Here is a 23,119-nt window from a genome sequence, read left to right on the forward strand (position 1 = left end):
CGATCCCGAATATACAACATCCAAAAGAAAACGCGGGGAAAGCCTAGGCCGCCCCCGCGTTTTTTCCTACCCCGGCCGCCCGACTGCGGACGGCGCCGCCATTACAGCGAGTAGTACATGTCGAACTCGACCGGATGGGTCGTCATGCGCATGCGTTGCACGTCCTGCATTTTCAGTTCGATGTAGGCATCGATCATCGAATTGCTGAACACGCCGCCACGGGTCAGGAACTCGCGGTCCTTGTTCAGCGCGTCGAGTGCTTCTTCCAGCGAGGAGCAGACGGTCGGGATCAGCGCGTCTTCTTCCGGCGGCAGGTGGTACAGATCCTTCGAGGCGGCTTCGCCCGGATGGATCTTGTTGGCGATACCGTCCAGGCCGGCCATCAGCAGCGCGGCGAAGCACAGGTAGACGTTGGCCAGTGGATCCGGGAAACGCGTCTCGATGCGGCGGCCCTTAGGATTGGCGACGTGCGGGATGCGGATCGAGGCGGAGCGGTTGCGCGCCGAGTAGGCCAGCTTGACCGGCGCTTCGTAGCCAGGCACCAGGCGCTTGTACGAGTTGGTGCCCGGGTTGGTGATGGCGTTGAGCGCCTTGGCGTGCTTGATGATGCCGCCGATGTAGTACAGCGCGGTGTCGGACAGGCCGGCATAGCCGTCGCCGGCGAACAGGTTGACGCCGTCCTTCCAGATCGACTGGTGCACGTGCATGCCGGAACCGTTGTCGCCAACGATAGGCTTGGGCATGAAGGTGGCGGTCTTGCCGTAGCTGTGGGCGACGTTCCAGATCACGTACTTCATGTTCTGGGTCCAGTCGGCGCGCTCGACCAGGGTCGAGAAGCGGGTGCCGATTTCGTTCTGGCCGGCGCCGGCCACTTCGTGGTGGTGCACTTCGACCGGGATGCCCAGCGATTCGAGGATCAGGCACATTTCCGAACGCATGTCCTGGAAGCTGTCGACCGGTGGTACTGGGAAGTAGCCGCCCTTGACGCTAGGACGGTGGCCGCTGTTGCCGCCTTCGGATTGCTTGTCGGTCGACCAGGAGGCCTCGTCGGAGTCGATCTTGACGAAGCAGCCCGACATGTCGATCTTCCACCGCACGCTGTCGAAGATGAAGAATTCCGGCTCCGGGCCGAAGAAGGCGGTGTCGCCCATGCCGGACGATTTCAGGTAGGCCTCGGCGCGCTTGGCGATCGAGCGCGGGTCGCGGTCGTAGCCCTTGCCGTCCGACGGTTCGATCACGTCGCACTGCATGAACAGGGTGGTCTCTTCCATGAACGGATCGATGTTGGCGGTGTTCGGGTCCGGCAGCAGGATCATGTCCGACGCTTCGATACCCTTCCAGCCGGCGATCGAGGAACCGTCGAAGGCGTGGCCCGACTCGAACTTGTCCATGTCGAAGTGCGACACGGGCACGGTGACGTGCTGTTCTTTACCACGGGTATCGGCGAAACGAAAATCAACAAATTTGACTTCGTTGTCTACTACCATTTTCAATACTTCAGCGGCTGTCATTGCCATGCGTTTCTCCTAGATGAGGGTGTGGGTGAGCCGACCAACTGTTCTGCGCGGATACTGCTGCACGTCCCCATGTTGCGTGCGACCGAAACTCATGAGGACTCTAAGCAGAAACCATGCCAGGATTCAAATCAAGCGTCCTGAACAATCCATCTTTGATCGTGTCGACAAAAGATTCTAAAATCGTCCGAGCAGCTAAATCGCGTTCGATTGTGCCGCATCAAAGGCGCACTATTCCGGTGCATTTTCACAAGAACGCACTATTTTTGTGCGCATTGAGAAAAATCAGGGAATTTGCATCCATTTGGTGCGCACGCTGCAAGAGCGCGACCCGGGCACCTATAATAAACGCAATCTCCCTTCTGGAACATCACATGAGCAACATCGACACCATTCTGTCCGTCGCCCGCGAACGCAACCAGGGCTGGCCCTACGCCGGCGCCGTCACGCCGCAGGAGGCGTGGGAGCTGATCGAGGCGGACGCCAACGTCAAGTTGATCGACGTACGCACCAACGCCGAGCGCGACTGGGTGGGCCGCGTCGCCATTCCCGACGGCCAGCACGGCGCGGTGCAATGGAGCACCTATCCGGGCGGCGTGCCGAACCCCGATTTCGCACCGCAATTGAGCGCGATCGCGAATAAACAACAGGTGCTGTTGTTCCTGTGCCGCTCGGGCGTGCGCTCGCGCCACGCCGCCAAGCTGGCCACCGAGCAGGGCTTCCAGCATTGCTTCGACATTCTGGAGGGCTTCGAGGGCGACAAGGACGCCGCCGGCCACCGCAAGTCGCTAGGCGGCTGGTGCAAGGCCGGCCTGCCCTGGCTGGGCGCCTAGGGCCCCGGCCCGGGCCGCGACGGCTGCGTCCGCCCCGCCCTCGCCCTGCATCAGGGCGAGCACGCGCTGGCGCACGAAATTGATGTGGCTGCGCAGGCCGTACAGGCCGTCAGCGAACGACAGCGGGATCGAGATCTGGTTGACCAGCTCCTCGATCTCGTTGAGGCGCTTCAGCTGCAGCGCGTAGATCTCCTGGCGCCGCCCGGCCGGCGCCTCCTCCAGGGCCTGCTCGACGGTGCGCAGCTGGCCGTACCAGCGGTAGACGCGCGAGCGGATGCGCCACACGTACAGCGGCGGCACCACCTTCGACAGCGGCAGGATCAGCGCGCCCAGCGCCACCACCAGCACCCACATGCGGTCGAAGAAATTGGCCAGCCAGAAACTCATATACCGTTGCAGGAAGGGCGCGCCGTCCTTGTAGTACTTGGCCGCCCCGGCGGCGACCGGGATCTCGGTGTAGCGCGCCGAGGGGAACTGGCCCTGCTGCTGGAACCAGCCGGCGCCGCCGTGGATCGAGCTGGCCGCCTGCACGAACAGGTCGACCAGGGCCGGATGCAGGTCCTCGCGCGCCACCAGCGTGGCGGTCGGGGCGATCAGGTGGTATTCCTTGGCCGGCAGGTCGCGGCCGAAGTCGACGATGCCGCGCGGCAGCACCACATGCGTCAGGAAGGGCAGCTTGCGGGCGTAGGCCTCGGCCTGGGCGAAGTCGAACAGGCGGATGCCCGGCGTTTGCAGCAGCATCTGGATCAGCGGCGCCTCCGGCGCCGAGCTGAACACCAGGCCGTCGATGCGGCCCTCGAGCAGTTCGATGGTGGCGGCGGTGTTGCCCAGCGAGCTGGTGGTCAAATCGCCCGGCTCGACGCCGTTCAGCGACAGCAGCTGTTTGAACAGGCGCGGCGCGCCGGCGCCCTCCGGCCCCAGGTTGATGCGCTTGCCCTTCAGCTGGCTCAGCTCGGTGATCTCGGCCTGCTTGTGTTTTCCCTTGCCCTGCGGCTCGCGCAGGAACAGCCAGACCGGCTCGGTGAACAGGCTGCCCAGCGACACCAGGCCCTCGCGCTCGGCGGCCGCCTCGTCGGTGGAACCGCTCTGCACGAAGGCAATGTCGACCTGGCCCTGCTTGAGCCGCTGCAGGTTCTCCTGCGAGCCGGCCGAGGGCTGCAGCGCCACCTTGATGCCGTGCTTGGCCAGCGCGGCGGCGTACTTTTTGCCGAACTCCTCGTAGGCGCCGTTCTCCTGCCCGGTCGACAGGCTGACCTTGCGCGGCGGCGCCGGATCGACGACGAAATAGGCCAGCAGGCAGACGCCGACGATCAACAAAATGGTCGGGCCGGCGGTCACCAGCAGATCCCGCACGGAGAACTGGGTGAACTTGAGAATCTTGGACATGGTGTGGCGCATAGGTTTCATGGGCTGATACGATGCCAACAAATGATCAACTATGCAAGGGGAACCCGGCCGGGCCGGCGCGGGAGCAGGCGGCCCCGCAAGCACCCGACGGCGACAAGCCAGGGTCAGACCCTAGGGTCTGACCCTCGATTCCGCCCTTGGGTTTGAACGAGGCCAACGGCGGGCGGGCAGTCCCCGGCCTCAGCCGCCGCAGGGCCGCTGCGGCAGCGCGGCGGCGGCGGCCATGCCTGCCGCCGCCGCGGCCGGGGCCGCCGGCATCACGCCGGCGCCGCCCAGCGCCGCCGTCTTGAGCAGCGCCGGCTTGGCCGCCGCCGGCTCGATCAGCGGCATCAGGCTGGGCGCCAGCACCGTCAGCAACTGCACCGGCAGGGCGCTGGTGAAGTCGTAGTTCTTCGACTCCGGCCCGTGCACATAGGCCGTCATGCTGCCGAAGAAGCGCTCGCCGATGTTGAACACGAAGGTCGCCGAGCGGTTCACGTAGCGCGACTCGATCAGCCGGCCGCCGCCGCCGTAGACGTCGAAGCGCTGGTCGCCGGTGCCGGTCTTGCCGCCCACCGGAATGACCGTGCCGTCGGCCTTGACGAAGGCCATGCGGGCGCGCTTGGCGGTGCCGTCCGAGACCACGCCACGCACCGCGTCGGCCACCACGCGGGCCACCTCGGGCGCCAGCACCTGTTCGTTGTTGCTGGCCTTGCCGCGCGTCAGCAGCGTCTCGTACGGCGTGCCGGAGGCGAAGTGCAGCGAGGAGATGCGCTGGCTACCCTTGCGCACGCCGCCGTTGACGATGATGCCCATCAACTCGGCCAGCGCGGCCGGCCGGTCGGCCGAGGCGCCCAGGGTGGTGGCGTAGGACGGCACCAGCGACTCGAAGGGATAACCCATCTTCTTCCACTGGCGGTGGATCTCCATGAAGCCCTCCATCTCCAGCAGGCCGGCGATGCGCCTGTCCTGGGCGTGCTTGTGGTGGGTCTTGAACAGCCACTGGTAGACCTCCTGCCGCTCCTTGTCGCTGGCCGCCATCATCTGCGCCAGCGTGGCGCCGCTGTGGCTGCGCATATAGGCCACCATCCACAGCTCCAGTGGATGGACGCTGGCCAGGTAGCCGCGGTCGGCCAGCGACCACTTGTCGATGGCGTACTGCCCGAACAATTTGCTGACGCGCTCGGCCGGCACCTCGTTCTGCGACGGCAGGTGTTCCTTGAGGAAGGCGGCGAACTGCTCCTCCTTGGCCTGCGGGTACAAGGTGCCGAAGATCACCGCCAGGCGCACCGGCGTGCTGCGGATGTTGGCCAGCAGCACCTGGTCGAGCTCGGCCGGCTGCTTGCCCTTGTACTTGCCGTAGAAGCGCGCCAGGAACTCGCGGCCCTCCTTGTCGGCGAAGCGGGCCAGGTAGCCGGCGCGGCGCGGATCGTCGGCGTCGGCCAGCAGCGAGGCCGACGAGCCCGGCGTCTGGAACATGTAGAACTTGGCCACGTCGCGCATCAGGCGCACGAACACCAGGTTGGTCGAGTGGCGCAGCGCCTCGGTCACGCTGAGGATCTTGCCGTTGTCCTCCTTGGAGAAGTTGCCGAAGTAGTGCAGCCCGCCGCCGGTGAAGAAGCCCTCGCCCGGATTGCCGGAATACTTGCGCTCCATCGCCGCGTGCAACATCGGCGTCAGCTCGCGCCCGCCCTTTTCCAGCGGCAGCGCCTTGAAGTACTCGATGGCCCACAGCGACAGCTTGTCCTGCGGATCGACCACCACCTTGGCCAGCGCGGCGCCGTCCATGCCGGCGTACTTCTTGTTGAGCTGGTCGACGATGTCCAGGTAGCTCACCAGGGTGCGCAGCTTGGCCGTCGAGCCCAGGTCCAGCTTGGCGCCCTCGTTGATGTCGAGCGGCTGGTCGTAGTTGTCGGTCTGCAGGCGCAGCAGGTTGCTCTGCTCGCCCTTCTCCAGCAGGGTGAAGCTGTAGACCACGTTGGCCGGGTCGCCGTTGCCCAGCATGCCCTTGCCGGTCAGGCCGGCGGCCTTGGCGTGCTCGGGGTCGCGCAGGTCGCGCAGCACCTGGGTGACGGCGCGCTGGGCCTGGGCGTCGAGCGTGCTGACCACCTTCAGGTCGAGCCGGTCGAGGTTGTACATGCGGTTGTCGCCGAGCAGGTTGGCCAGGTGCACGCGGATCGCGTTGGAGGCCTTGCGGGTGACGAAGCTCATCGCCGGCGCCGCCTGCACGCCCGAGCCGGCGGCCGGCCGCAGGCGCACCGCCAGGCCGGCGTCGCGCAGCGCCGGCGTGATCAGGCCGTCCTGCGCCAGCAGGCGCAGGTGGCTGTTGGCCAGCACCTCCAGGTCGGCCGTGCCGTCGCCCAGGTAGTGGCTGGGGCGGCGTTGGGCGATCAGCAGGCTGAGCGCCTCCTTGAAGGCGAGCGCGCTGCCGGGCTGGTCCATCTTGCCGCCGAGCAGGCGGTTGAACTCGTCGAAGTCGCGGCCGTACCAGACCCACATGCCGTCGCCGATGCCGTTGACCTCGCCATAGCCGGGCTTGGCCGACAGCGGCACCGTGTTGAGGTAGTCGACCACGATCTGGTGGCGCACCTGCGAGGTGTCCTCGCCCTGCTGGTAGGCGCGCAGGCTGGCCGAGACCATCTGCTGCAGCTTGTCCTTGAGCGAGCCGGTGCGCCCTTCCGGCGAGTGGCGGTACTTCTCGATCTGCGTCGCCAGCGTGCTGCCGCCGGCCGGCCGGTGGCCGCCGCTGATGCTGTTGACCGACTTCTCCAGCACCGCCTTGCTGAGGCGGTCCCATTCGACCGCCGGATTGCGCTTCGGATACTTGGTGTCGAGCAGCTCGCGGTTCTCGATGAACAGCAGGCTGTTGACCAGCGCCGCCGGGGTCTGCTCGAAGCGCGCATAAATGCGCTCCGGGTAGCTGGCCGAGAACAGCGGCTGGGCGCGGCAGTCGACGATGGCCAGGCCGGTCTTGGTCTTCTCGCGGTAGGTGGCGAACACGCCCATGTCGGCCAGCTCGAGCATCTTCGGCGAGAAGCGCGACTGCGCCGTGACGGCGTAGTCGCGCGCCTTCAGCTTGGCCAGGTAGTCGGGCAGGTTGGCGTAGCCGAGCCGCTCGTCGTAGGGGCTGTCCTTGGGGAAGCGGATGGCGTTGCTCGGCCCCGCTTCGACCCGGTAGCTGAGTTTTTCCACCAGGCCGGCGAAGAACCTGGCCTGCATGGTCGAGCTGCGGGTTTCCTGCACGCCCCACCAGACGGCGAAGGAGAGCAGCACCAGCAGCACCAGGATGAAGGCGTTGCGGGATCGTTTGCCGCGTCCGGGAGTGGACGGCGGCGCCTCTGGCTGGGAGGGGGCCAGGTGGGCGGAGGTGTCGGGATTGTCGTTTTGCATAGGGGTGGGGACGGCGCGCAAATGACGCTGACGGCCATAGCCGAAGGCTGCCGCGCCGGCGCGCAACTTGCGCACCGCACGTACAACAATCCGGGGCCGGCGGAAGCGTCGATTGCTTAACATATTGTTCAAACCGGTCAGTCGTCTGTTTCAGTCATACTTACGGCCACATCTCGAGTACGAAGCCCGCACGCGATACGATCTGGAGTGAGTGCTTTCGTCGGCAACGCTGATGCAATGGGCGCGCCGGGCCACCGCGATGTGCGGCGGTGGCGGCCTGCGCGCTTAACTCCATTGCACCACAACGGCGCCGTGGCAACGGCCCGCCGCGCAGAAAAAGCGCGCGCCGCCGGCCATTTTCGCAAAAAAACAACGGCGCCTTGCGCGCCGCGAAAAGCCCGCCGCGCCGCCGCGCCGGCAGCGCCCGGCGCGGCCGCCACGGGCGCCGTCACAGCGGGTGGAACTCGACCCGCAGGCGGCCCAGCTCGGCGCACAGTTGCGCGTAGGCGGCCTCGGTCTGCGCCGGCTCGCCCTTGACGCCGAGCTCGATGTGGCGGCGCGTGTTGGCGTCGCCCACGCTGGGCAGGCTGAACACCTTGACCAGCGGGAACTGCGCCTCCAGCGCCAGCATCAACGGCGTCAGCGCCGACTCGGCGGCCTCGTACACCGTCACCGCCTTCTCCAGGCGCGGGGCGCGGTTGAACAGGTGGGCGTAGTGGGTGTCGAGCACCCATTCGATCATCGGCCAGGCCATCACCGGGAAGCCCGGCACGAAATAGTGCTCGCGCAGCGCGAAGCCGGCCACGTTGTTGTAGGGGTTGGGCACCAGCGCCGCGCCTTCGGCGAACTCGGCCATTTTGAGGCGGTGCAGGTTCTCGGCCGAGTCGAGGTCGGCCGCCACGCCGCTCTGCTCGCCCATCTGCACGATGCGCTGTTGGATATTGCGCTTGCCCTCGGCGTGCAACACCAGCGGCAGGCCGAGCGCGTCGGCCGCCGCCTGGCGCGTGTGGTCGTCCGGCGTGGCGCCGATGCCGCCGCAGCAGAACACGATGTCGCCGCTGGCGAAGCTGCGCTTGAGCGTGGCGACGATGCGCGCCGGCTCGTCGCCCAGCACCTCGGCCCAGGCCAGTTGCAGGCCGCGCGCGGCGAGCAGCTGCACCACCTTGGGGAAGTGCTGGTCGACCCGCCGGCCGGAGAGGATTTCGTCGCCGATGATGATGAGTCCGATTGCCATGCTAACCCTTATGGAAACGAAAAAACGATAGGAAAATGCAACGCGCGATACGCGCGATACGCGCGATTCGCGCGATTCGCGCGCGGCCGGCTCACTCGGCCGCCATCACCGCCTCGATGGCGGCCGCCTGCTCGACGCGCAGCGCGGCCAGCGCCTCCAGGCAGTAGTAGGTGAACCACAGGCCGGTGAAGATGAACACCAGGATGTACAACCAGATCGACAACGCCGCCAGGAAGGGGAACAGCACCACCGCCATCACGCTGCCGCCCACCCACAGCAGGCCGGGCAGCGCGCCGGCCAGGCCGGAGACGACGCCGATGGCCAGCAGCGGCCAGCGGTGCCGGCGCAATATCCCCTGCCGCTCGGCCACGCTGGCGTAGTCGGCCAGGGAGTCGTAGACCATCACCCGGCTGGTCAGCCAGCCCCACAGCGCCACCTGCAACAGCACGGCCAGCGGCGGGATGGCGTACAGCGGCAGGGTCAGCAGCCACAGCACGGCGAACACCAGCACGGCGGCCAGCGCGGTGCCGGCGCTGCCGAGCAGGCTGCCGCCGTGGCGCTGTTGCAGCCCGGCGTAGTGGCGCCCGCCGACGTGGCGCACCACCACCGGCATCGCCGCCACGCCGATGAACACCAGCGCCGTCATGATCATCAAGGGCAGCAGCAACAGCATGGCGACGAAGGGCACCACCACGGTCTTCAGCATGCCCAGGCCGAGCGAGGCCAGCCAGCCGTTGCTGAGCTTGAACAAATCGTGTTCGATGAACAGCCCGTGCAGATAGTCGAGCAGCGCTTGCAGGCCGAAGAACAGCAGCACGCCCCACAACGCCACCGACAGGACGAAGGGCAGCAGGCTGAGCAGCAGCATGCGCGCCTGCAGCTGCGACAGCACGGCGCGGCCGTAGGCGTTCAGCACGGCGCGCATCAGGCCGTGTCCCTGCGCAAGGTTTCCATCATCGCCATTTCCCCGTCCGGTGGCCGCCTCGGCGGCGGCATTGCAAAACAGTTATTTTAAGGGCAAACGGGGGGCGCACAGGAGGACGGCGAAAAATATTTCCAAAACGCAATACCGAACAACGCGGCGCACCGCCCGCCCCGGGGCACGCCGCGGCGGGCCGGCCGGCGGCGCGGCGGCGGGCCGCGCCGCATAGCGCTTTGCACCTGCTTGCACTACAATTCGGAGCGGTTCCCGCTTCCCTATTTTTTTACGTTCAACAAGGAAAAAACATGTCCACCATCACCACCGACTCCGGTCTGCAGTACATTGAAATCGCCGTCGGCGAAGGCGCCGAAGCGAAACTCGGCCAGAACGTGACCGTGCACTACACCGGCTGGCTGCGCAACGACGACGGCAGCAAGGGTCCGAAATTCGACTCGAGCAAGGACCGCAACGACCCGTTCGAGTTCGCCCTGGGCGCCGGCATGGTGATCCGTGGTTGGGACGAGGGTGTGCAGGGCATGAAGATCGGCGGCACCCGCCAGTTGATCATCCCGGCCGAGCTGGGCTACGGCTCGCGCGGCGCCGGCGGCGTGATCCCGCCGAACGCCACGCTGATCTTCGACGTCGAACTGCTCGGCGTGTAATGCGCCGCGCCGCCCGCCCGGGCGGTGCCGCCCCCTTGGCCGGCAACGGCGGCGCCTAAGCGCCGCCTGCGCTGGCGCCGGCCTCGTGCGCCGGCCCCCCGCCCTTGCCTGCCCCGCGCTTCCCAGACATTGCCGTCAACGCTGCCAGCCCTTGCGCAGCGCGTCCAGCTCCGCGTGCGGATCGAGCATGCCGCCGTCGATGCGCTGGTCGATCGCCTCGAGCAGCGCGGCCGGCAGGTTCACCCCCGCCATCCGGTAGGCCCCCATCTGCGGCTGCGGCCGCGGCACCTGCACCAGCACCGGAATGCGCCACTGCGCGCCGCCGCGGCAGGCCAGTCCGCTCAAGTCCTCGCTGGCGCCGCCCAACGTGAAGCTGCGGCAATAGCCGCCCTGCCGGGCGACGAAACTCAAGCCCACCCGCACGTCGCCGGCCAGCGGCGCCGCGCCGCCCAGCTGCTGGTCCAGCGCCGTCGCCAGCAGGCCCTGCGCCGTCAGCACGCCGTCGCCGCTGGCCAGCATGGCGCCGTTGGCGCCGGCCGGGCCGGCGCCCCAGGGCGGCTGCCAACCGGCCAGCGCGGTCCTGCCCAGCACCGCGCCCAGCACCAGCGCCAAGGCCAGCAGCAGGCCCAGCGCGGCCCAGTCCAGCCAGCGCCAGTGGCGCAGGCGGGCGCGCCGCGCCGCGCCGGCCTGGGCGGCGCGGTTGGCGCGCACGGCGGCCAGTTGCACCACGCTGCCGGCGCGCTGCCGGCCCGGCGGCGGCCAGGCCGGCGCGGCCCGCGCCGCGCCCTCCAGCGGCGCGTACAGGGCGGCGCGCAGGGCGCGCTGGTGCGCCACCCGGCGCGCCAGCGCGGCGTCGTGCTGCATCGCCTGCTCGAGCGCCCGGCGCGTGGCCGGGTCCAGGCCGCCATCGGCGTAGACCATCAGGGTGTCGTCCGAAAAACTCATTGTGCAGTCCTCGCAAGCCGGCGGCGCGCTCGCGCCCCTCAGTTCTTTATATGGCAGACCGGCCGACTATACAAGGCCAGCCATGCTGGCGCGCCGTCCGGCGCATGCCTTGCGGCCCGCCCTTGCTGGGCGCGGCGGGCGCGGTTGCTTGCCGCCTCAAGCACCACAAGGCTTGCTTCAACGGAATGTACTTACTTTTGGCAATATTTATGCTAATCTGCGCGCTCTAATAACCAAGGAGGTAGTAATGAAAAAAGGCGAATTGATTGCAGAATTTGCGAAACGCACTGAAGTGTCAGCTGCTGCCGCCAACGGTGCGGTGAACACGCTGCTCGCCATCATCACCGAGCGTCTGAAAAAGGGCGACACGGTAGGCATCACCGGCTTTGGCACCTTCTCCGTCGCCAAGCGCGCCGCGCGCAAGGGTCGCAACCCTGCCACCGGCGAAGCGATCAAGATCGCCGCGTCGAAAACCCCTAAATTCTCCGCTGGCGCGACCCTGAAGGCCGCCGTCAATCCGAAGAAGAAGTAATCCCGACGTGGTGTGACGACGTTGCCGCCCGTCCGGGCGGCGAAACGGCGGTTCGCGGTGTGGCCCTGGCGCCCGCCCCGGCCGCCGTTCTGTTTTTCAGGCCTGGTCCATCAACGCCAGCAACAGCAGCTTTTCAAACTCCGGCGCGAAGCGCTCGATGATGCGTTCGGGGTCGCGCGCCAGCGCGTCGTCGGTGACGATGCCGAACTGCACGCCGCCGTTGTAGCTGAGGATGGACACGCCGACGCCGATGTCGCCCGACTGCGGCACCCAGAACATCACCTGCTCGAGCCGGCTGCCGGCCAGGTACAGCGGGGTCTGCGGCCCCGGCACGTTGCTCATCACGGCGGTCGCCTTGCGCGCGAAATAGTTCTGGATCTCGCTCTGCAGCTGCTTCGGCGTGGCGCCCAGCACACCCAGCACCGACATCGCCACCAGCGCCGTGTAGCCGCCCTTGAGCTGGTCCATGCGGCGGCGCACCTCGCGCAGCCGCGCCACCGGGTCCTCGATGCCGACCGGCAGCACCAGCGGCACCAGGCCGAAGGCGTTGCCCAGCTTTTGCAGGCCGCTCTCCTTGCGCAGGTTGACCGGCACCATCACCCGCAGCGCGCAGTCGGGCGCCACGGCGTCGCCCTTGGCGCGCAGATAGGCGCGCAGCGCGCCGGCCACGCTGGCCATCAGCACGTCGTTGATCGAGCAGCCGTAGGCCTGGCCGACCGCCTTCACCTCGGCCAGCGGCAGCGGCTCGCTCCAGGCCACGTGCTTCCTGCCGTTCGGCTTGCCCTTCAGGCGGGTCGGGCTGTCGCTCGCCATCGCCGTCAGCTTGACGGCGTCCTGCGTCAGCTGGGCGGCGGCCTGGCCCAGCTGGCCCAGCCGTTCGCCCAAGTGCGGCAGATCGGCCCACATGGCGAAGGACTTCAGCCACAGCGCCGACGACAGCTCGATCGCCTTGACGCTGGCGGCGGTGATCGGCTGCAGGATCTGCTGCCACGGGTTGCGCTCGGCGGCGGCCACGGCGGCGGCCGGCAGCGCGTGCGGCTGGGCATCGGGATGGGCGCCGAACATCGACATGAACACGCCGACCAGGGCGACGCCGTCGGCAATGCAGTGGTGGATGCGCACGATCAGCGCCTGGCCCACCTTGCCGTCGGCGCCGACCACCCGGTCGACCAGGTGCATCTGCCACAGCGGCAGGTGGCGCGCCAGCGGCTGCTGCGACAAGCGGCCGACCAGCAGTTGCAGCGCCGCCTTGTTGCTGCCGCCGTCGGCCGGCAGCGCCAGCGCGGTGTGCACCACGTGCTCGTCCAGGTCGACCGCCTGCTCCTGCCACCAGGCGCCGCCCAGGTCGGTGACGACCCGGCTGCGGAAGCGGCTGAAGGCGAGGAAGCGGGTGGTCAGCGCCTCCTTCAGGCCGTCCTTGCTGATCGGCGCGCCCAGCATGGCGACGCCGACGATCATCATCTGGTTGCCCTCCGAGTCCATCCTGAGCCAGGCCGTATCCACGGTCGACATCTTTTTCCGGCTGAAGCTGGGCAAGGCGGTGGGCAACATTCGAGCATCTCCTCTAAGGTTTGCGGGCGTTTTGTTTGTATTATGGTGCGTATCGGTGATGTCAACGTATTAAGATACTAGTGACATTACTCTAGCCCAACAACCTTGGCAAGCGCGGCAATCCGCGCCGCCGCCCAGGCAACAAGCCTTTTCCAATAGGAGCAATCATGAACTTACAAGAACAATTCCAGCAGGCCCAACTCGACTCGAAGAACCTGTCCGAGCGTCCGGACAACATGACCTTGCTGAAGATGTACGCGCTGTTCAAGCAGGCCTCGAGCGGCGACGCCAGCGGCGAGCGTCCCGGCTTCACCGACATGGTCGGCCGCGCCAAGTACGACGCCTGGGCCGCGCTGAAAGGCAATTCGACCGAGCAGGCGCAACAACAATACGTCGACCTGATCGAAGAACTGAAGGGCTAGGCAGCCCGAACGCGGCGGGCCTTGCGCCCGCCGCGGCAACACCCGCGCCGCCTCACGCGGCGCCGAACACCTTGCGCATGTTCTCCGCCACCTTGCTCTCGATCTTGCCCGAGAAGGCGCTGAACAGGAAGCCCAGCTTGATCTCCATCTGCGCCTGGTGCTTGTGCAAGGTCAGCGAGCCGGCCACGCCGCTGCGCTCGAAATGCAGCACATCGCCCTCCCACTTGCACTCCATATCGAACTCCGCCGCCATTTCCTCGGCGACCTTCTGCGCCGCCTCGCGCGCCTTCTTCGGCGTCAGCTGGTGGTCCTGCACAATGTTGATGTCAGCCATCTGGCTATCCTTTCAAGTTTGAAACAGGCGCCATGATGCCAGCTGGCCGGCCGGCGCGCCAGTGGCGCCGGCCGCCGCTACTGCTGCCTAGTGTCCTGAATTGCTAGTTCGTTGAGCCATAAATATGGCGAAATCGGCCTGAGACAAGGAACAAAGCACAGCAAGGCCGGGGCCTTGCGCGCATTTGTGACGCAGTATCAGGACGATTCTCGTCATATTTATTCAACGAATCTGCAATTCAGGACACTAGTGCGCCATCGGCTCCGGATGCCAGCCCAGCAGGGCCAGCATGACGGCGAAGCCGAGCACATAGGCCAGCGGCACGTGCCAGCCATGGCGCAGCCACTGTGCCACCGAGCGCGACTCCGGATACATGCCGCTCAGCGCCACCCCGGCCGAGGAGCCGAACCAGATCATCGAGCCGCCGAAGCCCACCGCGTAGGCCAGGAAGCCCCAGTCGAAGCCGCCCTGCTTGAGCGCCAGCGCGGTCAGCGGGATGTTGTCGAACACCGCCGAGACGAAGCCGATGCCCAGCGCGATCGGCCAGGAGGCCGGCGGCAGCGCCTCGACCGGCATCAGCGAGGCCGACCAGACCAGCGCCAACAGGAACACCGCGCCGCGCAGCGCGCCCGGCAGCTCGTGCCAGTCGGGCCGGCGCACCAGGCCGCTGAGCAGGATCGCCAACCAGACCGCCGCGCCGAGGAAGGGGAACAGTCCGCTGGCGGCGGCATAGCGGGTGTTGAGCAGCACGTTGGCGCCGATCGTCAGGGCCAGGATGAAGGCGACGATGCCGACCCGCAGCCAGTCGACCCGCACGCCGTCCGGCGCGTCCTTGACGATCGGGCTGTAGGCGTGCTGCTGGCGCGCCGCCGGCACCGCGCACACCAGCAGCGCCACGCCGGCCGCCACGTAGGCGTGCAGCACCTGGCCCGGCGCCACGCCGGCCAGCCACATCATGGTGGTGGTGGTGTCGCCGACCACGCTGCCGGCGCCGCCGGCGTTGGAGGCGGCGACGATGCCGGCCAGGTAGCCGATGTGCACCTTGTTGCGGAACACGCTGCGGGCGATGGTGCCGCCGATGATGGCGGCGGCGATGTTGTCGAGGAAACTGGAGATGAAGAACACCAGCACCAGCAGCACCAGCGGCCCCTTCCAGTCGTCCGGCATGTAGTGCGGCAGCACGGCCGGAATGTGGCTGCGCTCGAAGTGGCGCGCCAGCAGCGCGAAGCCGAGCAGCAGCGCCAGCAGGTTGGCCAGGCCGACCCACTCGTGGCCGGCGTGGCCGAGCAGGCCGGCCAGCCCGGCGCCCTCGCCGAACGGCGCCCACAGCAGCTTGTAGACGGTGATCGCCAAGGCGCCCCACAGCGCCGTCAGCATGGTGCTGACGTGGCTGAAGGCGACCATGCCGAGCACGCCGGCGAACAACAGGAACTCGAGCGGCACGCCGGCCAGCGCCGGGCCGGCGGTGGCGGCCGGGACGGTGGCGGCGAGATTGGCGGCGGCCGGGCCGGCCAGGCCTGACAACAGTAATAGCAACAGCGGCGGGGTGAAACGGGGCATGGCATCTCCGGGAAACGTATCCGGCACCGCCGACTTCGGACGGCGCGGAATTTTATTGTGAAATGGATTCTAGCGCATCGCCAACCGCGCGCCGCCGGCGCCGATCTTTGCGCCGCGTCAAACGGGGCGCCCCGCCCCGGCGCGACCATGCTCTTGAACCGGCGCGCCGAGGCGGCGCCCGGCGGCGCGCCGGCCCGCTGCCGCCGACGCCGGCCGCCCCCAAGCGCAGCAGCATCCATCGGGAGATTCATCATGGACCAAAAAGTCATCGTGCCGGTCGAGGCGGTGCCGACCAAGTGCGCCGCGCTGCCGGTCGGCTACGTCCCCACGCCGTCGGCGTCCTACCGCCAGCACCGCAAGGCGGCCCAGCTGACCCAGGAGCCGGCGGCGCCGCGCCTGAAGGAGGCGGCGCTGTACCCGCCCGGCTCGCGCGTGCTGATCTGGAAACAGGACCCCGCCGTCAGCGAAATGGGCACGCGCAAGTCCTACCTGCCCGGCATCATCCTCGAGGGGCCGCGCGACGCCCGCATCGTCAGCGGCAAGCCCGGCATCGCGGCGGTCAGCCCGAACACCTTCGGCGACTTCATCCTCTCGCCCAACACCGACCAGTTCGACGCCGTGCACACCTTCGCCATCGTGCGCCAGACCTTGACCATGTACCAGCGCGCGCTGGCCAGCAACGGCGCCGAGGCGCCCCTGCCGTGGCAGTGGAACGGCGCGCACAACACCGCCCCGCTGCAGGTCTACCCGCACGGCCTGCCCAACGTGATGAACGCCTACTACAGCCGCTCCGACCGGGCGCTCAAGTTCGGCGACTTCGTGCCCAGCGGCGCCGGCGAGCGCATGTACACCTGCCGCTCGCTCGACATCGTCTCGCACGAGGCCGGCCACGCCGTGCTCGACGGCCTCAAGCCGAAGTGGCTGCTCAGCAGCAATCCGCCGCAGACCGGCGGCCTGCACGAATCCTTCGGCGACCTGACGGCGATCTTCCTGACCCTGTCCCAGTTCGACCAGGTCGAGGCGGTGATCGCCCAGACCAAGGCCGACCTGCACGACAAGACCTTCCTGGCCGACATGGCCGAGCAGTTCGGCCTGGCGCTGGGCCGCCCCAACGGCCTGCGCAACGCCGACAACGACCTCAAGCTGTCCGAGGTGGGCAACGAGGTGCACGCCATCTCGCAGGTGTTCACCGGCGCCATCTACGACATCCTGGCCGATATCTTCGCCTTCGAGCGCGGCCCCAACATGCGCGACGACGCCATGGTGCTGCACAGCGCCGCCGAGTACCTGCGCGGCCTGGTGCTGCGCGCGCTGATCGCCGCGCCCGACAGCGGCGCCACCTTCGCCGACGTGGCCAACCAGATGCTGAAGATCGCCGCCGCCGACCAACGCCCGGTCGAGTACCGCAACTTCATCCGCAACCGCTTCACGCTGCGCGAGGTGGTGCTGGCGACGGTGGCGCCCGGCGTCAACCACGACGCCGCGCTGACCCTGGCACCCAACATCGTCGACCAGGCGGGCGCGCCCCAGGACCGCCGCGCCTGCTGCGGCACCATGAACCACGCCGACTACGCCGGCGTCGAGGACGTGCTCGAGGAGGAGCGCCAGCGCCTGGCCTCCTGGTGCCGCGACTACGGTTGCGGCGGCGGCGGCGGCGGCAACGGCAACGGCAACTGGCGCGAACCGGCCAGCGCCGAGGAGCTGGGCCTGACCACCAACAAATGAGGCGCCCCGCCTTGGCGCGCCGCCTTGGCGCCCCGCCTTGGCGCACCGGGGCGGGCCTTCCTCCGCAGGCGGGCTCGACCAACAACACCACAAGGGGAACAAGATGAAAATTAGCGCCACCTCCAGCGGCGGCTACGCCGGCCTGGTCCAACACCTCGAGGTCGACACCGACAGCGGCCCGGCCGGCAAGGCCTTGGAACAAGCCCTGAAGGCGCACAACTATTTCGCCGCGGCGCCGTCCGCCGCGCCGATCGGCGCCGACCTGTTGCGCTGGACCCTCACCTTCGACGACGCCGGCCAGCAGCGCAGCGTCAGCTTCGTCGAGGACGGCCAACCCGCCAACGCCCCCTGGCAGGAGCTGCTGGCGCAGATCCGCGCCGCCGCCTGAGGCGCCGCCCAGGCCGCCGCGCACGACGTGATACGGAGCATAAACGAATTTGCTTATATGTATTGTATATAAGCCCAATTTGTGAGAAGCAGCGAATTACCTTAAAATACAGTGCTTTGCGGAAGTGCGCATGCCGCCAACGCGCCGCTGACGCCGCAGCACACCAACATTGATAGGACTGTTATGACCCACGTTGTCACCGAATCTTGCATCAGCTGTCGTTACACCGATTGCGTCGATGTCTGCCCGGTAGATTGTTTCCGCGAAGGCCCGAACTTCCTGGCGATCGACCCCGACGAATGCATCGACTGCGCCGTCTGCGTGGCCGAGTGCCCCGTCAATGCCATCTTCGCCGAGGAGGACGTGCCGTCCGACCAGCAGGCCTTCATCAAGATCAACGTCGACCTCGCGCGCAACTGGCCTTCGATCACCAAGACCAAGGCGGCCCTGCCGGAAGCCGAGGAGTTCAAGGACGTCAAGAGCAAGCTGCAACTGCTGGTACGTTAAGACAGACAGCGCCCCCACCGCCCGCCCGGCCAGCCCGGCTGGCGGACCGCATTCCGACGCCCCTCTCTCTTCGAGTTCCGCGCGCCACGCGCGGGCCTGTCTCATTGTTGCCAAACCAATATTGAAACCACAGGAAAGCATCGTATGAATAGCGCAACCACGTCCCCCACAACCGGCCTCATCGAAGCCGACGCCGTCATCATCGGCGCCGGCCCGGTCGGCCTGTTCCAAGTGTTCGAACTGGGCCTGCTCGAAATCAAGGCCCACGTCATCGACTCGCTGGCGGCGGTGGGCGGGCAATGCGTCGAGCTGTATCCGGACAAGCCGATCTACGACATCCCCGCCGTGCCCTCCTGCACCGGCCAGGAGCTGACCGACAACCTGCTCAAGCAGATCGCCCCGTTCAACCCGACCTTCCACCTGGGCCAGGAAGTGACCGTGGTCGAACGCCGCGACGACGGCCGCTTCAACGTCGAAACCAGCGCCGGCACCCGCTTCGTCACCAAGACCATCTTCATCGCCGCCGGCGTCGGCTCCTTCCAGGCGCGCACGCTGAAGGTCGACGGCATCGACGCCTTCGACAACAGCCAGCTGTTCTACCGCGTCAAGGACCCCGCCCTGTTCGAGGGCAAGAACCTGGTCATCTGCGGCGGCGGCGACTCGGCGCTGGACTGGGCCCTGAACTTCGTCGGCAAGGCCGAATCGGTGGTGCTGCTGCACCGCCGCGAGGACTTCCGCGCCGCGCCCGCCTCGGTGGCGAAAATGAAGGCCCTGTGCGACGACTACGAGATGCAGTTGTTGATCGGCCAGGCCAGCGGCTTCGAGGTCGACGCCGCCGGCAAACTGAACCACCTGAAGGTCACCGCCCTCGACGGCGTGACCCGCCGCGTACCGCTCGACATGCTGCTGGTGTTCTACGGCCTGACGCCCAAGCTCGGCCCGATCGCCGACTGGGGCCTGGACATCGAACGGCGCCAGCTCAAGGTGCAGAGCACCGAGAAGTTCGAGACCAACGTGCCCGGCATCTTCGCCGTCGGCGACATCAACACCTATCCGGGCAAGAAGAAGCTGATCCTGTCGGGCTTCCACGAGGCCGCCCTGGCCGCCTTCGGCGCCGCGCCCTACATCTTCCCGGACAAGAAGATCCACATGCAATACACCACCACCTCGCCCAAGTTGCACAAGGTGCTGGGGGTGGAAAGCCCGGTCTTCGACTAAACAACGGCCCGCTCTACAACAAGCGGGTCTTGTCCTACACAAAAAGCAGCGGAAACGCTGCTTTTTTTCCGTCCGATACACTATCATCGTACTATGAAAACCGGGCAAAGCCGCATGCCTGCTTTCTCTCAAGTATCCTAAAGTGCTTTACGTCACGAACAAATATCCTATAATTGGTCTATGATGTAAGGCGTTGGTGCACCGCACCAAAAATTAATTGCCAGGACTACTTATGCTCTACCAACTGCACGAAATGCAACGTTCGCTTCTGACGCCTCTCATGCAATGGGCCGACGCGTCGTCGAAGATGTTCACCAATCCTGTCTCCCCGCTGGCGCACACGCCGTTTTCGCAACGGATCGCCGCGGGTTACGAGCTGATGTACCGATTGGGCAAGGACTACGAAAAACCAGCCTTCGAGATCGACAGCGTCCAGGTCAACGGCCAGACGGTCGGCATCGTCGAGCACGTCGAGCTGACCAAGCCGTTCTGCCGCCTGCTGCACTTCCGCAAGGACCTGAGCGACAAGGAAACGCGCGCCCTCAAGCAGCCCAAGGTGCTGCTGGTGGCGCCGCTGTCGGGCCACCATTCAACGCTGCTGCGCGACACCGTGCGCGCGCTGTTGGCCGAACACGACGTCTACGTCACCGACTGGACCGACGCCCGCATGGTGCCGATGACCGAAGGCGCCTTCCACCTCGACGACTACATCTTCTACGTGCAGGACTTCATCCGCCTGCTGGCGCCCGACCTGCACGTGATCTCGGTTTGCCAGCCGACGGTGCCGGTGTTGGCCGCCATCTCGCTGATGGCCACCGCCAAGGACCCGAAACTGCCGAAGACCATGACGATGATGGGCGGCCCGATCGATCCACGCAAATCGCCGACCCAGGTCAACAATCTGGCCACCGAGAAGAAGTTCTCCTGGTTCGAGAACACCGTGATCTACGCGGTGCCGCCGAACTACCCGGCCTTCGGCCGCAAGGTCTACCCGGGCTTCCTGCAGCACGCCGGCTTCATCGCCATGAATCCGGGCCGCCACGCGCAGAGCCACCGCGAGTTCTACATGCACCTGGTGACCGGCGACGACGAGCCGGCGGAAGGCCACCGCAAGTTCTACGACGAGTACAACGCGGTGCTCGACATGCCGGCCGAGTACTATTTGGACACCATCAAGACCGTGTTCCAGGAGTTCAGCCTGCCCAAGGGCACCTGGATGGTCGGCGGCCAGCTGGTGCGGCCGCAGGACATCACCACGGTGGCCCTGTTCACCGTCGAGGGCGAGCTGGACGACATCTCCGGCGCCGGCCAGACCCAGGCCGCGCACGAGCTGTGCAGCGGCATCCCGGCGACTATGCAGCAGGACTTCGTCGCGCCCCAGGCCGGCCACTACGGCATCTTCTCCGGCCGCCGCTGGCGCGAGACGATCTGTCCGAAAATCGGCGAATTCATCAAGAAACACGGTTAAACGCCAACAAAAAACGCTCTTCGGAGCGTTTTTTTTCGTCCGTCCGCCGCCGGTTCAGGGCGCCATCACGCGGCGCGCGTTGTCTTTCCAATAGGCCCGCTCGATCTTGCCCAGGTCGAACTCGCGCGCCGCCTCGTTGAAGGCTCTCTGCTGCGTCAGTCCCTGCTCGTCGCGCTTGAAGCAGACGTGCACCGAGCGCTCCTTGAACAGCGTGTCGATGCTGCCGATGCGGGCCGCCTCGGCGCGGCTGAAGCGGCGCGAGGCCAGCAGGTGTTGCAGCACGTGCCTTTCGACCACGATGGCGCCGACCCGTTGCTTGAGCAGCTTGCGCAGATTGGTCTCGTCGTTGACGCCCTCGTCCACCGTCAGCTCGCCGCGCTGGCGCATGGCGTCGAACTGCTCGCCGTTCGAATAGCCGGCCACCGTGCCGATGCGCAGCTTGTTCAAGCCGGCCAGGCTGGCCGCCGCCACCGGCGCCGACTTCAAAAAGGCCAGCACCGTCTGCGTGTTGCCGATCGACGAGGAAAAGTGACACAGCTGCTCGCGCTCGGGCGAGCGCCAGACCGCCAGGAAACCGGCGTAGCGGGGATGGTGCAGACCAAACTCCATGGTCCGCTTCCACGGGAAATACTCGATCTGCAACTGGACGCCAAGCCGCCCGTAGACCGCCTGCAGCAAGGCGCCGGACAGGCCGCTGTCGGGCAGGTCGGGGCCGATGAAGGGCGGCCAGTCCTCGGCGGCGAAACGGATCACGCGCAGCGGCGCCACGCCGTCCGGGTGCGCCGCGCCGACCGGCTGGACGGCGCACAGCGCCAACCACAGCAGACAGCCGCCGGCCAGCCGCCGCCGCAGCGGCAACGCTTGGGACGACGGCGGCGGCAAGCGCGACGGCGCAAGGGAACGAGTCCAGCGCAGGATTGGCAACATGGCGACTACCGGATTGAACGCGACACTACTATCCTCGCACAAAACAAAATGTTCGCAAACTTAATTATGGGCAATACTGTTTTCCTGCTATCAGGCCGCGGGCGACAAGGTTTTTCGGCCCGCGCCGCGCAGATATCGGATAATGACGCTTTCCCGTTTTTGAAGCTGACCGTGGCCGCTCCAGATTCCCCCTCCCTCGCCGACCGCATCGAAGACCTGCTGCCGCAGACCCAGTGCACCAAGTGCGGCTACCAGGGCTGCCGCCCCTACGCCGAGGCGATCGCCGGCGGCGGCGCCGACATCAACCAATGCCCGCCGGGCGGCGCCGAGGGCGTGGCGCGCCTGGCCGGCCTGCTCGGCCGCGCCGTCATCCCGCTCAACCCGGTCAACGGCCGCGAGCGGCCGCGCGCCGTCGCCTACATCGACGAGGCCCTGTGCATCGGCTGCACGCTGTGCATCCAGGCCTGCCCGGTCGACGCCATCGTCGGCGCCGCCAAGCAGATGCACACCGTGCTGCCCGAGCTGTGCACCGGCTGCGACCTGTGCGTGGCGCCCTGCCCGGTCGACTGCATCGTCATGTACCCGGTGACGCAGACGGCCGGCTGGGACGCCTGGAGCCAGCCGCTGGCCGCCGCCGCGCGCCTGCGCCACGAGCGCCGCGCGCTGCGCCTGCAACGCGACATCGCCGAGAACGACGCCCGCCTGGCCGCCAAGGCGGTGGCCAAGCTGCGCGCCGTCGACCAGCTGGCGCCGGAGAACACGGCCGAGCAGGCCGAGAAGGAGCGCAAGCGCGCCATCATCGCCGCCGCCATGGAGCGCGCCCGCCTGAAGGCCGAGGCCGCCAAAGCCGGCGCCGCCGCCGACGCCCCTCCTCCGCCACCCGCCGACCAGACCCCGTCCACATGAACAACGCAAAACGACTGGACATGTTCACGCGCTTCCGCGCCGCCAATCCGCAACCCGTCACCGAGCTGGAATACACCACACCGTTCGAGCTGCTGATCGCCGTGCTGCTGTCGGCCCAGTCCACCGACGTCGGCGTCAACAAGGCGACGCGCAAGCTCTATCCGGTGGCCAACACGCCGGCCAAGATCCTGGCGCTGGGACTCGACGAGTTGACGGAATACATCCGCACCATCGGCCTGTACAAGACCAAGGCCAAAAACGTCATCGCCACCTGCAAGATTTTGCAGGAGCAGCACGGCGGCGAGGTGCCGCGCGACCGCGAGTCGCTCGAGGCGCTGCCCGGCGTCGGCCGCAAGACCGCCAACGTGGTGATGAACACCGCCTTCGGCGAGCCGACCATGGCGGTCGACACCCACATCTTCCGCGTCGCCAACCGCACCGGCCTGGCGCCGGGCAAGAACGTCGACATCGTCGAGCAAAAGCTGCTCAAGTTCGTGCCAAAGGAGTTTCTGCACGACGCCCACCACTGGCTGATTTTGCACGGCCGCTACACCTGCATGGCGCGCAAGCCGCTGTGCTGGAACTGCATGGTGGCCGACCTGTGCGACTACCGCGCCAAAACGCCGGCGCCGGCCGACGCCTAAACCCGATGCCAAAACGGGGTCTGACCCCGGACGGGGTCAGACCCCTGCTGC

General features: G+C 67.2%; 21 protein-coding genes. 11 read left to right on the forward strand and 10 right to left on the reverse strand.

Features of this window, described 5'->3' with window-relative positions; translation table 11 throughout:
- Positions 1-101 precede the first annotated feature (101 nt).
- On the reverse strand, positions 102-1,517 hold the full coding sequence (gene glnA / locus BM252_RS11600) for a type I glutamate--ammonia ligase (protein ID WP_093387616.1): 1,416 nt from the start codon (positions 1,515-1,517) through the stop codon (positions 102-104).
- A gap of 371 nt (positions 1,518-1,888) precedes the next feature.
- Between glnA and BM252_RS11605 the strand changes: the two genes are divergently transcribed.
- Complete coding sequence (locus BM252_RS11605; RefSeq protein ID WP_093387617.1) at positions 1,889-2,347, forward strand: rhodanese-like domain-containing protein; 459 nt, start codon at positions 1,889-1,891, stop codon at positions 2,345-2,347.
- On the opposite strand, the gene BM252_RS11610 is transcribed toward BM252_RS11605, so the two are convergent.
- The 4 genes from BM252_RS11610 to BM252_RS11625 form a co-directional block, all read right to left on the reverse strand.
- Positions 2,303-3,733 carry a TAXI family TRAP transporter solute-binding subunit gene (locus BM252_RS11610; RefSeq protein ID WP_093387738.1) on the reverse strand — a complete coding sequence of 477 codons (1,431 nt, stop codon included), beginning with the start codon at positions 3,731-3,733 and terminating at the stop codon, positions 2,303-2,305. The genes BM252_RS11605 and BM252_RS11610 overlap by 45 nt on opposite strands.
- Before the next feature lie 201 nt (positions 3,734-3,934).
- Positions 3,935-7,123 (reverse strand): transglycosylase domain-containing protein, encoded by a 3,189-nt coding sequence (locus BM252_RS11615; protein ID WP_093387619.1) that lies wholly within the window; start codon positions 7,121-7,123, stop codon positions 3,935-3,937.
- 448 nt (positions 7,124-7,571) lie between these two features.
- Complete coding sequence (locus BM252_RS11620) at positions 7,572-8,357, reverse strand: competence/damage-inducible protein A (RefSeq protein WP_093387620.1); 786 nt, start codon at positions 8,355-8,357, stop codon at positions 7,572-7,574.
- A 91-nt stretch (positions 8,358-8,448) separates the two neighbouring features.
- Entirely contained in the window at positions 8,449-9,282 is an 834-nt protein-coding gene (locus BM252_RS11625) for an EI24 domain-containing protein (protein WP_093387622.1), read from the reverse strand.
- A 302-nt stretch (positions 9,283-9,584) separates the two neighbouring features.
- Here BM252_RS11625 and BM252_RS11630 point away from each other — a divergent pair, with 302 nt between their 5' ends.
- Positions 9,585-9,941 carry an FKBP-type peptidyl-prolyl cis-trans isomerase gene (locus BM252_RS11630; protein ID WP_093387623.1) on the forward strand — a complete coding sequence of 119 codons (357 nt, stop codon included), beginning with the start codon at positions 9,585-9,587 and terminating at the stop codon, positions 9,939-9,941.
- Positions 9,942-10,076: 135 nt separating this feature from the next.
- On the opposite strand, the gene BM252_RS11635 is transcribed toward BM252_RS11630, so the two are convergent.
- On the reverse strand, positions 10,077-10,886 hold the full coding sequence (locus tag BM252_RS11635) for an anti-sigma factor family protein (protein WP_093387625.1): 810 nt from the start codon (positions 10,884-10,886) through the stop codon (positions 10,077-10,079).
- Between the two features lie 247 nt (positions 10,887-11,133).
- Here BM252_RS11635 and BM252_RS11640 point away from each other — a divergent pair, with 247 nt between their 5' ends.
- Positions 11,134-11,418, forward strand: coding sequence for an HU family DNA-binding protein (locus BM252_RS11640; RefSeq protein ID WP_093387626.1), 285 nt, complete (start codon positions 11,134-11,136; stop codon positions 11,416-11,418).
- Positions 11,419-11,514: 96 nt separating this feature from the next.
- Here the strand turns inward: BM252_RS11640 and BM252_RS11645 are convergent, their stop codons facing one another.
- On the reverse strand, positions 11,515-12,930 hold the full coding sequence (locus BM252_RS11645) for a wax ester/triacylglycerol synthase family O-acyltransferase (RefSeq protein ID WP_093387739.1): 1,416 nt from the start codon (positions 12,928-12,930) through the stop codon (positions 11,515-11,517).
- A gap of 206 nt (positions 12,931-13,136) precedes the next feature.
- On the opposite strand from BM252_RS11645, the gene BM252_RS11650 reads away from it, so the two are divergent.
- Positions 13,137-13,391, forward strand: coding sequence for an acyl-CoA-binding protein (locus BM252_RS11650; RefSeq protein ID WP_093387628.1), 255 nt, complete (start codon positions 13,137-13,139; stop codon positions 13,389-13,391).
- Positions 13,392-13,443: 52 nt separating this feature from the next.
- On the opposite strand, the gene BM252_RS11655 is transcribed toward BM252_RS11650, so the two are convergent.
- On the reverse strand, positions 13,444-13,725 hold the full coding sequence (locus BM252_RS11655; RefSeq protein WP_093387629.1) for a polyhydroxyalkanoic acid system family protein: 282 nt from the start codon (positions 13,723-13,725) through the stop codon (positions 13,444-13,446).
- Positions 13,726-13,971: 246 nt separating this feature from the next.
- A complete protein-coding gene (locus BM252_RS11660) occupies positions 13,972-15,285 on the reverse strand; it encodes a citrate transporter (protein ID WP_245774204.1) in 1,314 nt (437 codons plus the stop codon).
- 252 nt (positions 15,286-15,537) lie between these two features.
- Here BM252_RS11660 and BM252_RS11665 point away from each other — a divergent pair, with 252 nt between their 5' ends.
- From BM252_RS11665 to BM252_RS11685, 5 genes are all read left to right on the forward strand, one after another.
- Positions 15,538-17,010, forward strand: coding sequence for a gluzincin family metallopeptidase (locus BM252_RS11665; RefSeq protein WP_245774205.1), 1,473 nt, complete (start codon positions 15,538-15,540; stop codon positions 17,008-17,010).
- A gap of 103 nt (positions 17,011-17,113) precedes the next feature.
- Positions 17,114-17,398: a protealysin inhibitor emfourin gene (locus BM252_RS11670; protein WP_093387631.1), complete on the forward strand. Its 285-nt coding sequence runs from the start codon at positions 17,114-17,116 to the stop codon at positions 17,396-17,398.
- Between the two features lie 183 nt (positions 17,399-17,581).
- On the forward strand, positions 17,582-17,905 hold the full coding sequence (fdxA, locus tag BM252_RS11675; RefSeq protein WP_093387633.1) for a ferredoxin FdxA: 324 nt from the start codon (positions 17,582-17,584) through the stop codon (positions 17,903-17,905).
- 144 nt (positions 17,906-18,049) lie between these two features.
- Complete coding sequence (locus BM252_RS11680; protein WP_093387634.1) at positions 18,050-19,123, forward strand: NAD(P)/FAD-dependent oxidoreductase; 1,074 nt, start codon at positions 18,050-18,052, stop codon at positions 19,121-19,123.
- A gap of 232 nt (positions 19,124-19,355) precedes the next feature.
- Positions 19,356-20,591 (forward strand): polyhydroxyalkanoate depolymerase, encoded by a 1,236-nt coding sequence (locus BM252_RS11685; protein WP_093387636.1) that lies wholly within the window; start codon positions 19,356-19,358, stop codon positions 20,589-20,591.
- Between the two features lie 54 nt (positions 20,592-20,645).
- On the opposite strand, the gene BM252_RS11690 is transcribed toward BM252_RS11685, so the two are convergent.
- A complete protein-coding gene (locus BM252_RS11690) occupies positions 20,646-21,518 on the reverse strand; it encodes a substrate-binding periplasmic protein (RefSeq protein ID WP_093387637.1) in 873 nt (290 codons plus the stop codon).
- 171 nt (positions 21,519-21,689) lie between these two features.
- Here BM252_RS11690 and rsxB point away from each other — a divergent pair, with 171 nt between their 5' ends.
- Together rsxB and nth are read left to right on the forward strand one after the other, a co-directional pair.
- Positions 21,690-22,424 carry an electron transport complex subunit RsxB gene (gene rsxB, locus BM252_RS11695; RefSeq protein ID WP_425442300.1) on the forward strand — a complete coding sequence of 245 codons (735 nt, stop codon included), beginning with the start codon at positions 21,690-21,692 and terminating at the stop codon, positions 22,422-22,424.
- Positions 22,421-23,068, forward strand: coding sequence for an endonuclease III (gene nth, locus BM252_RS11700; protein WP_093387640.1), 648 nt, complete (start codon positions 22,421-22,423; stop codon positions 23,066-23,068). Before rsxB ends, nth begins: the two co-directional genes overlap by 4 nt.
- Positions 23,069-23,119 lie beyond the last annotated feature (51 nt).

It is taken from the genome of Rugamonas rubra (assembly GCF_900114705.1).
Lineage (GTDB): Bacteria > Pseudomonadota > Gammaproteobacteria > Burkholderiales > Burkholderiaceae_D > Rugamonas > Rugamonas rubra.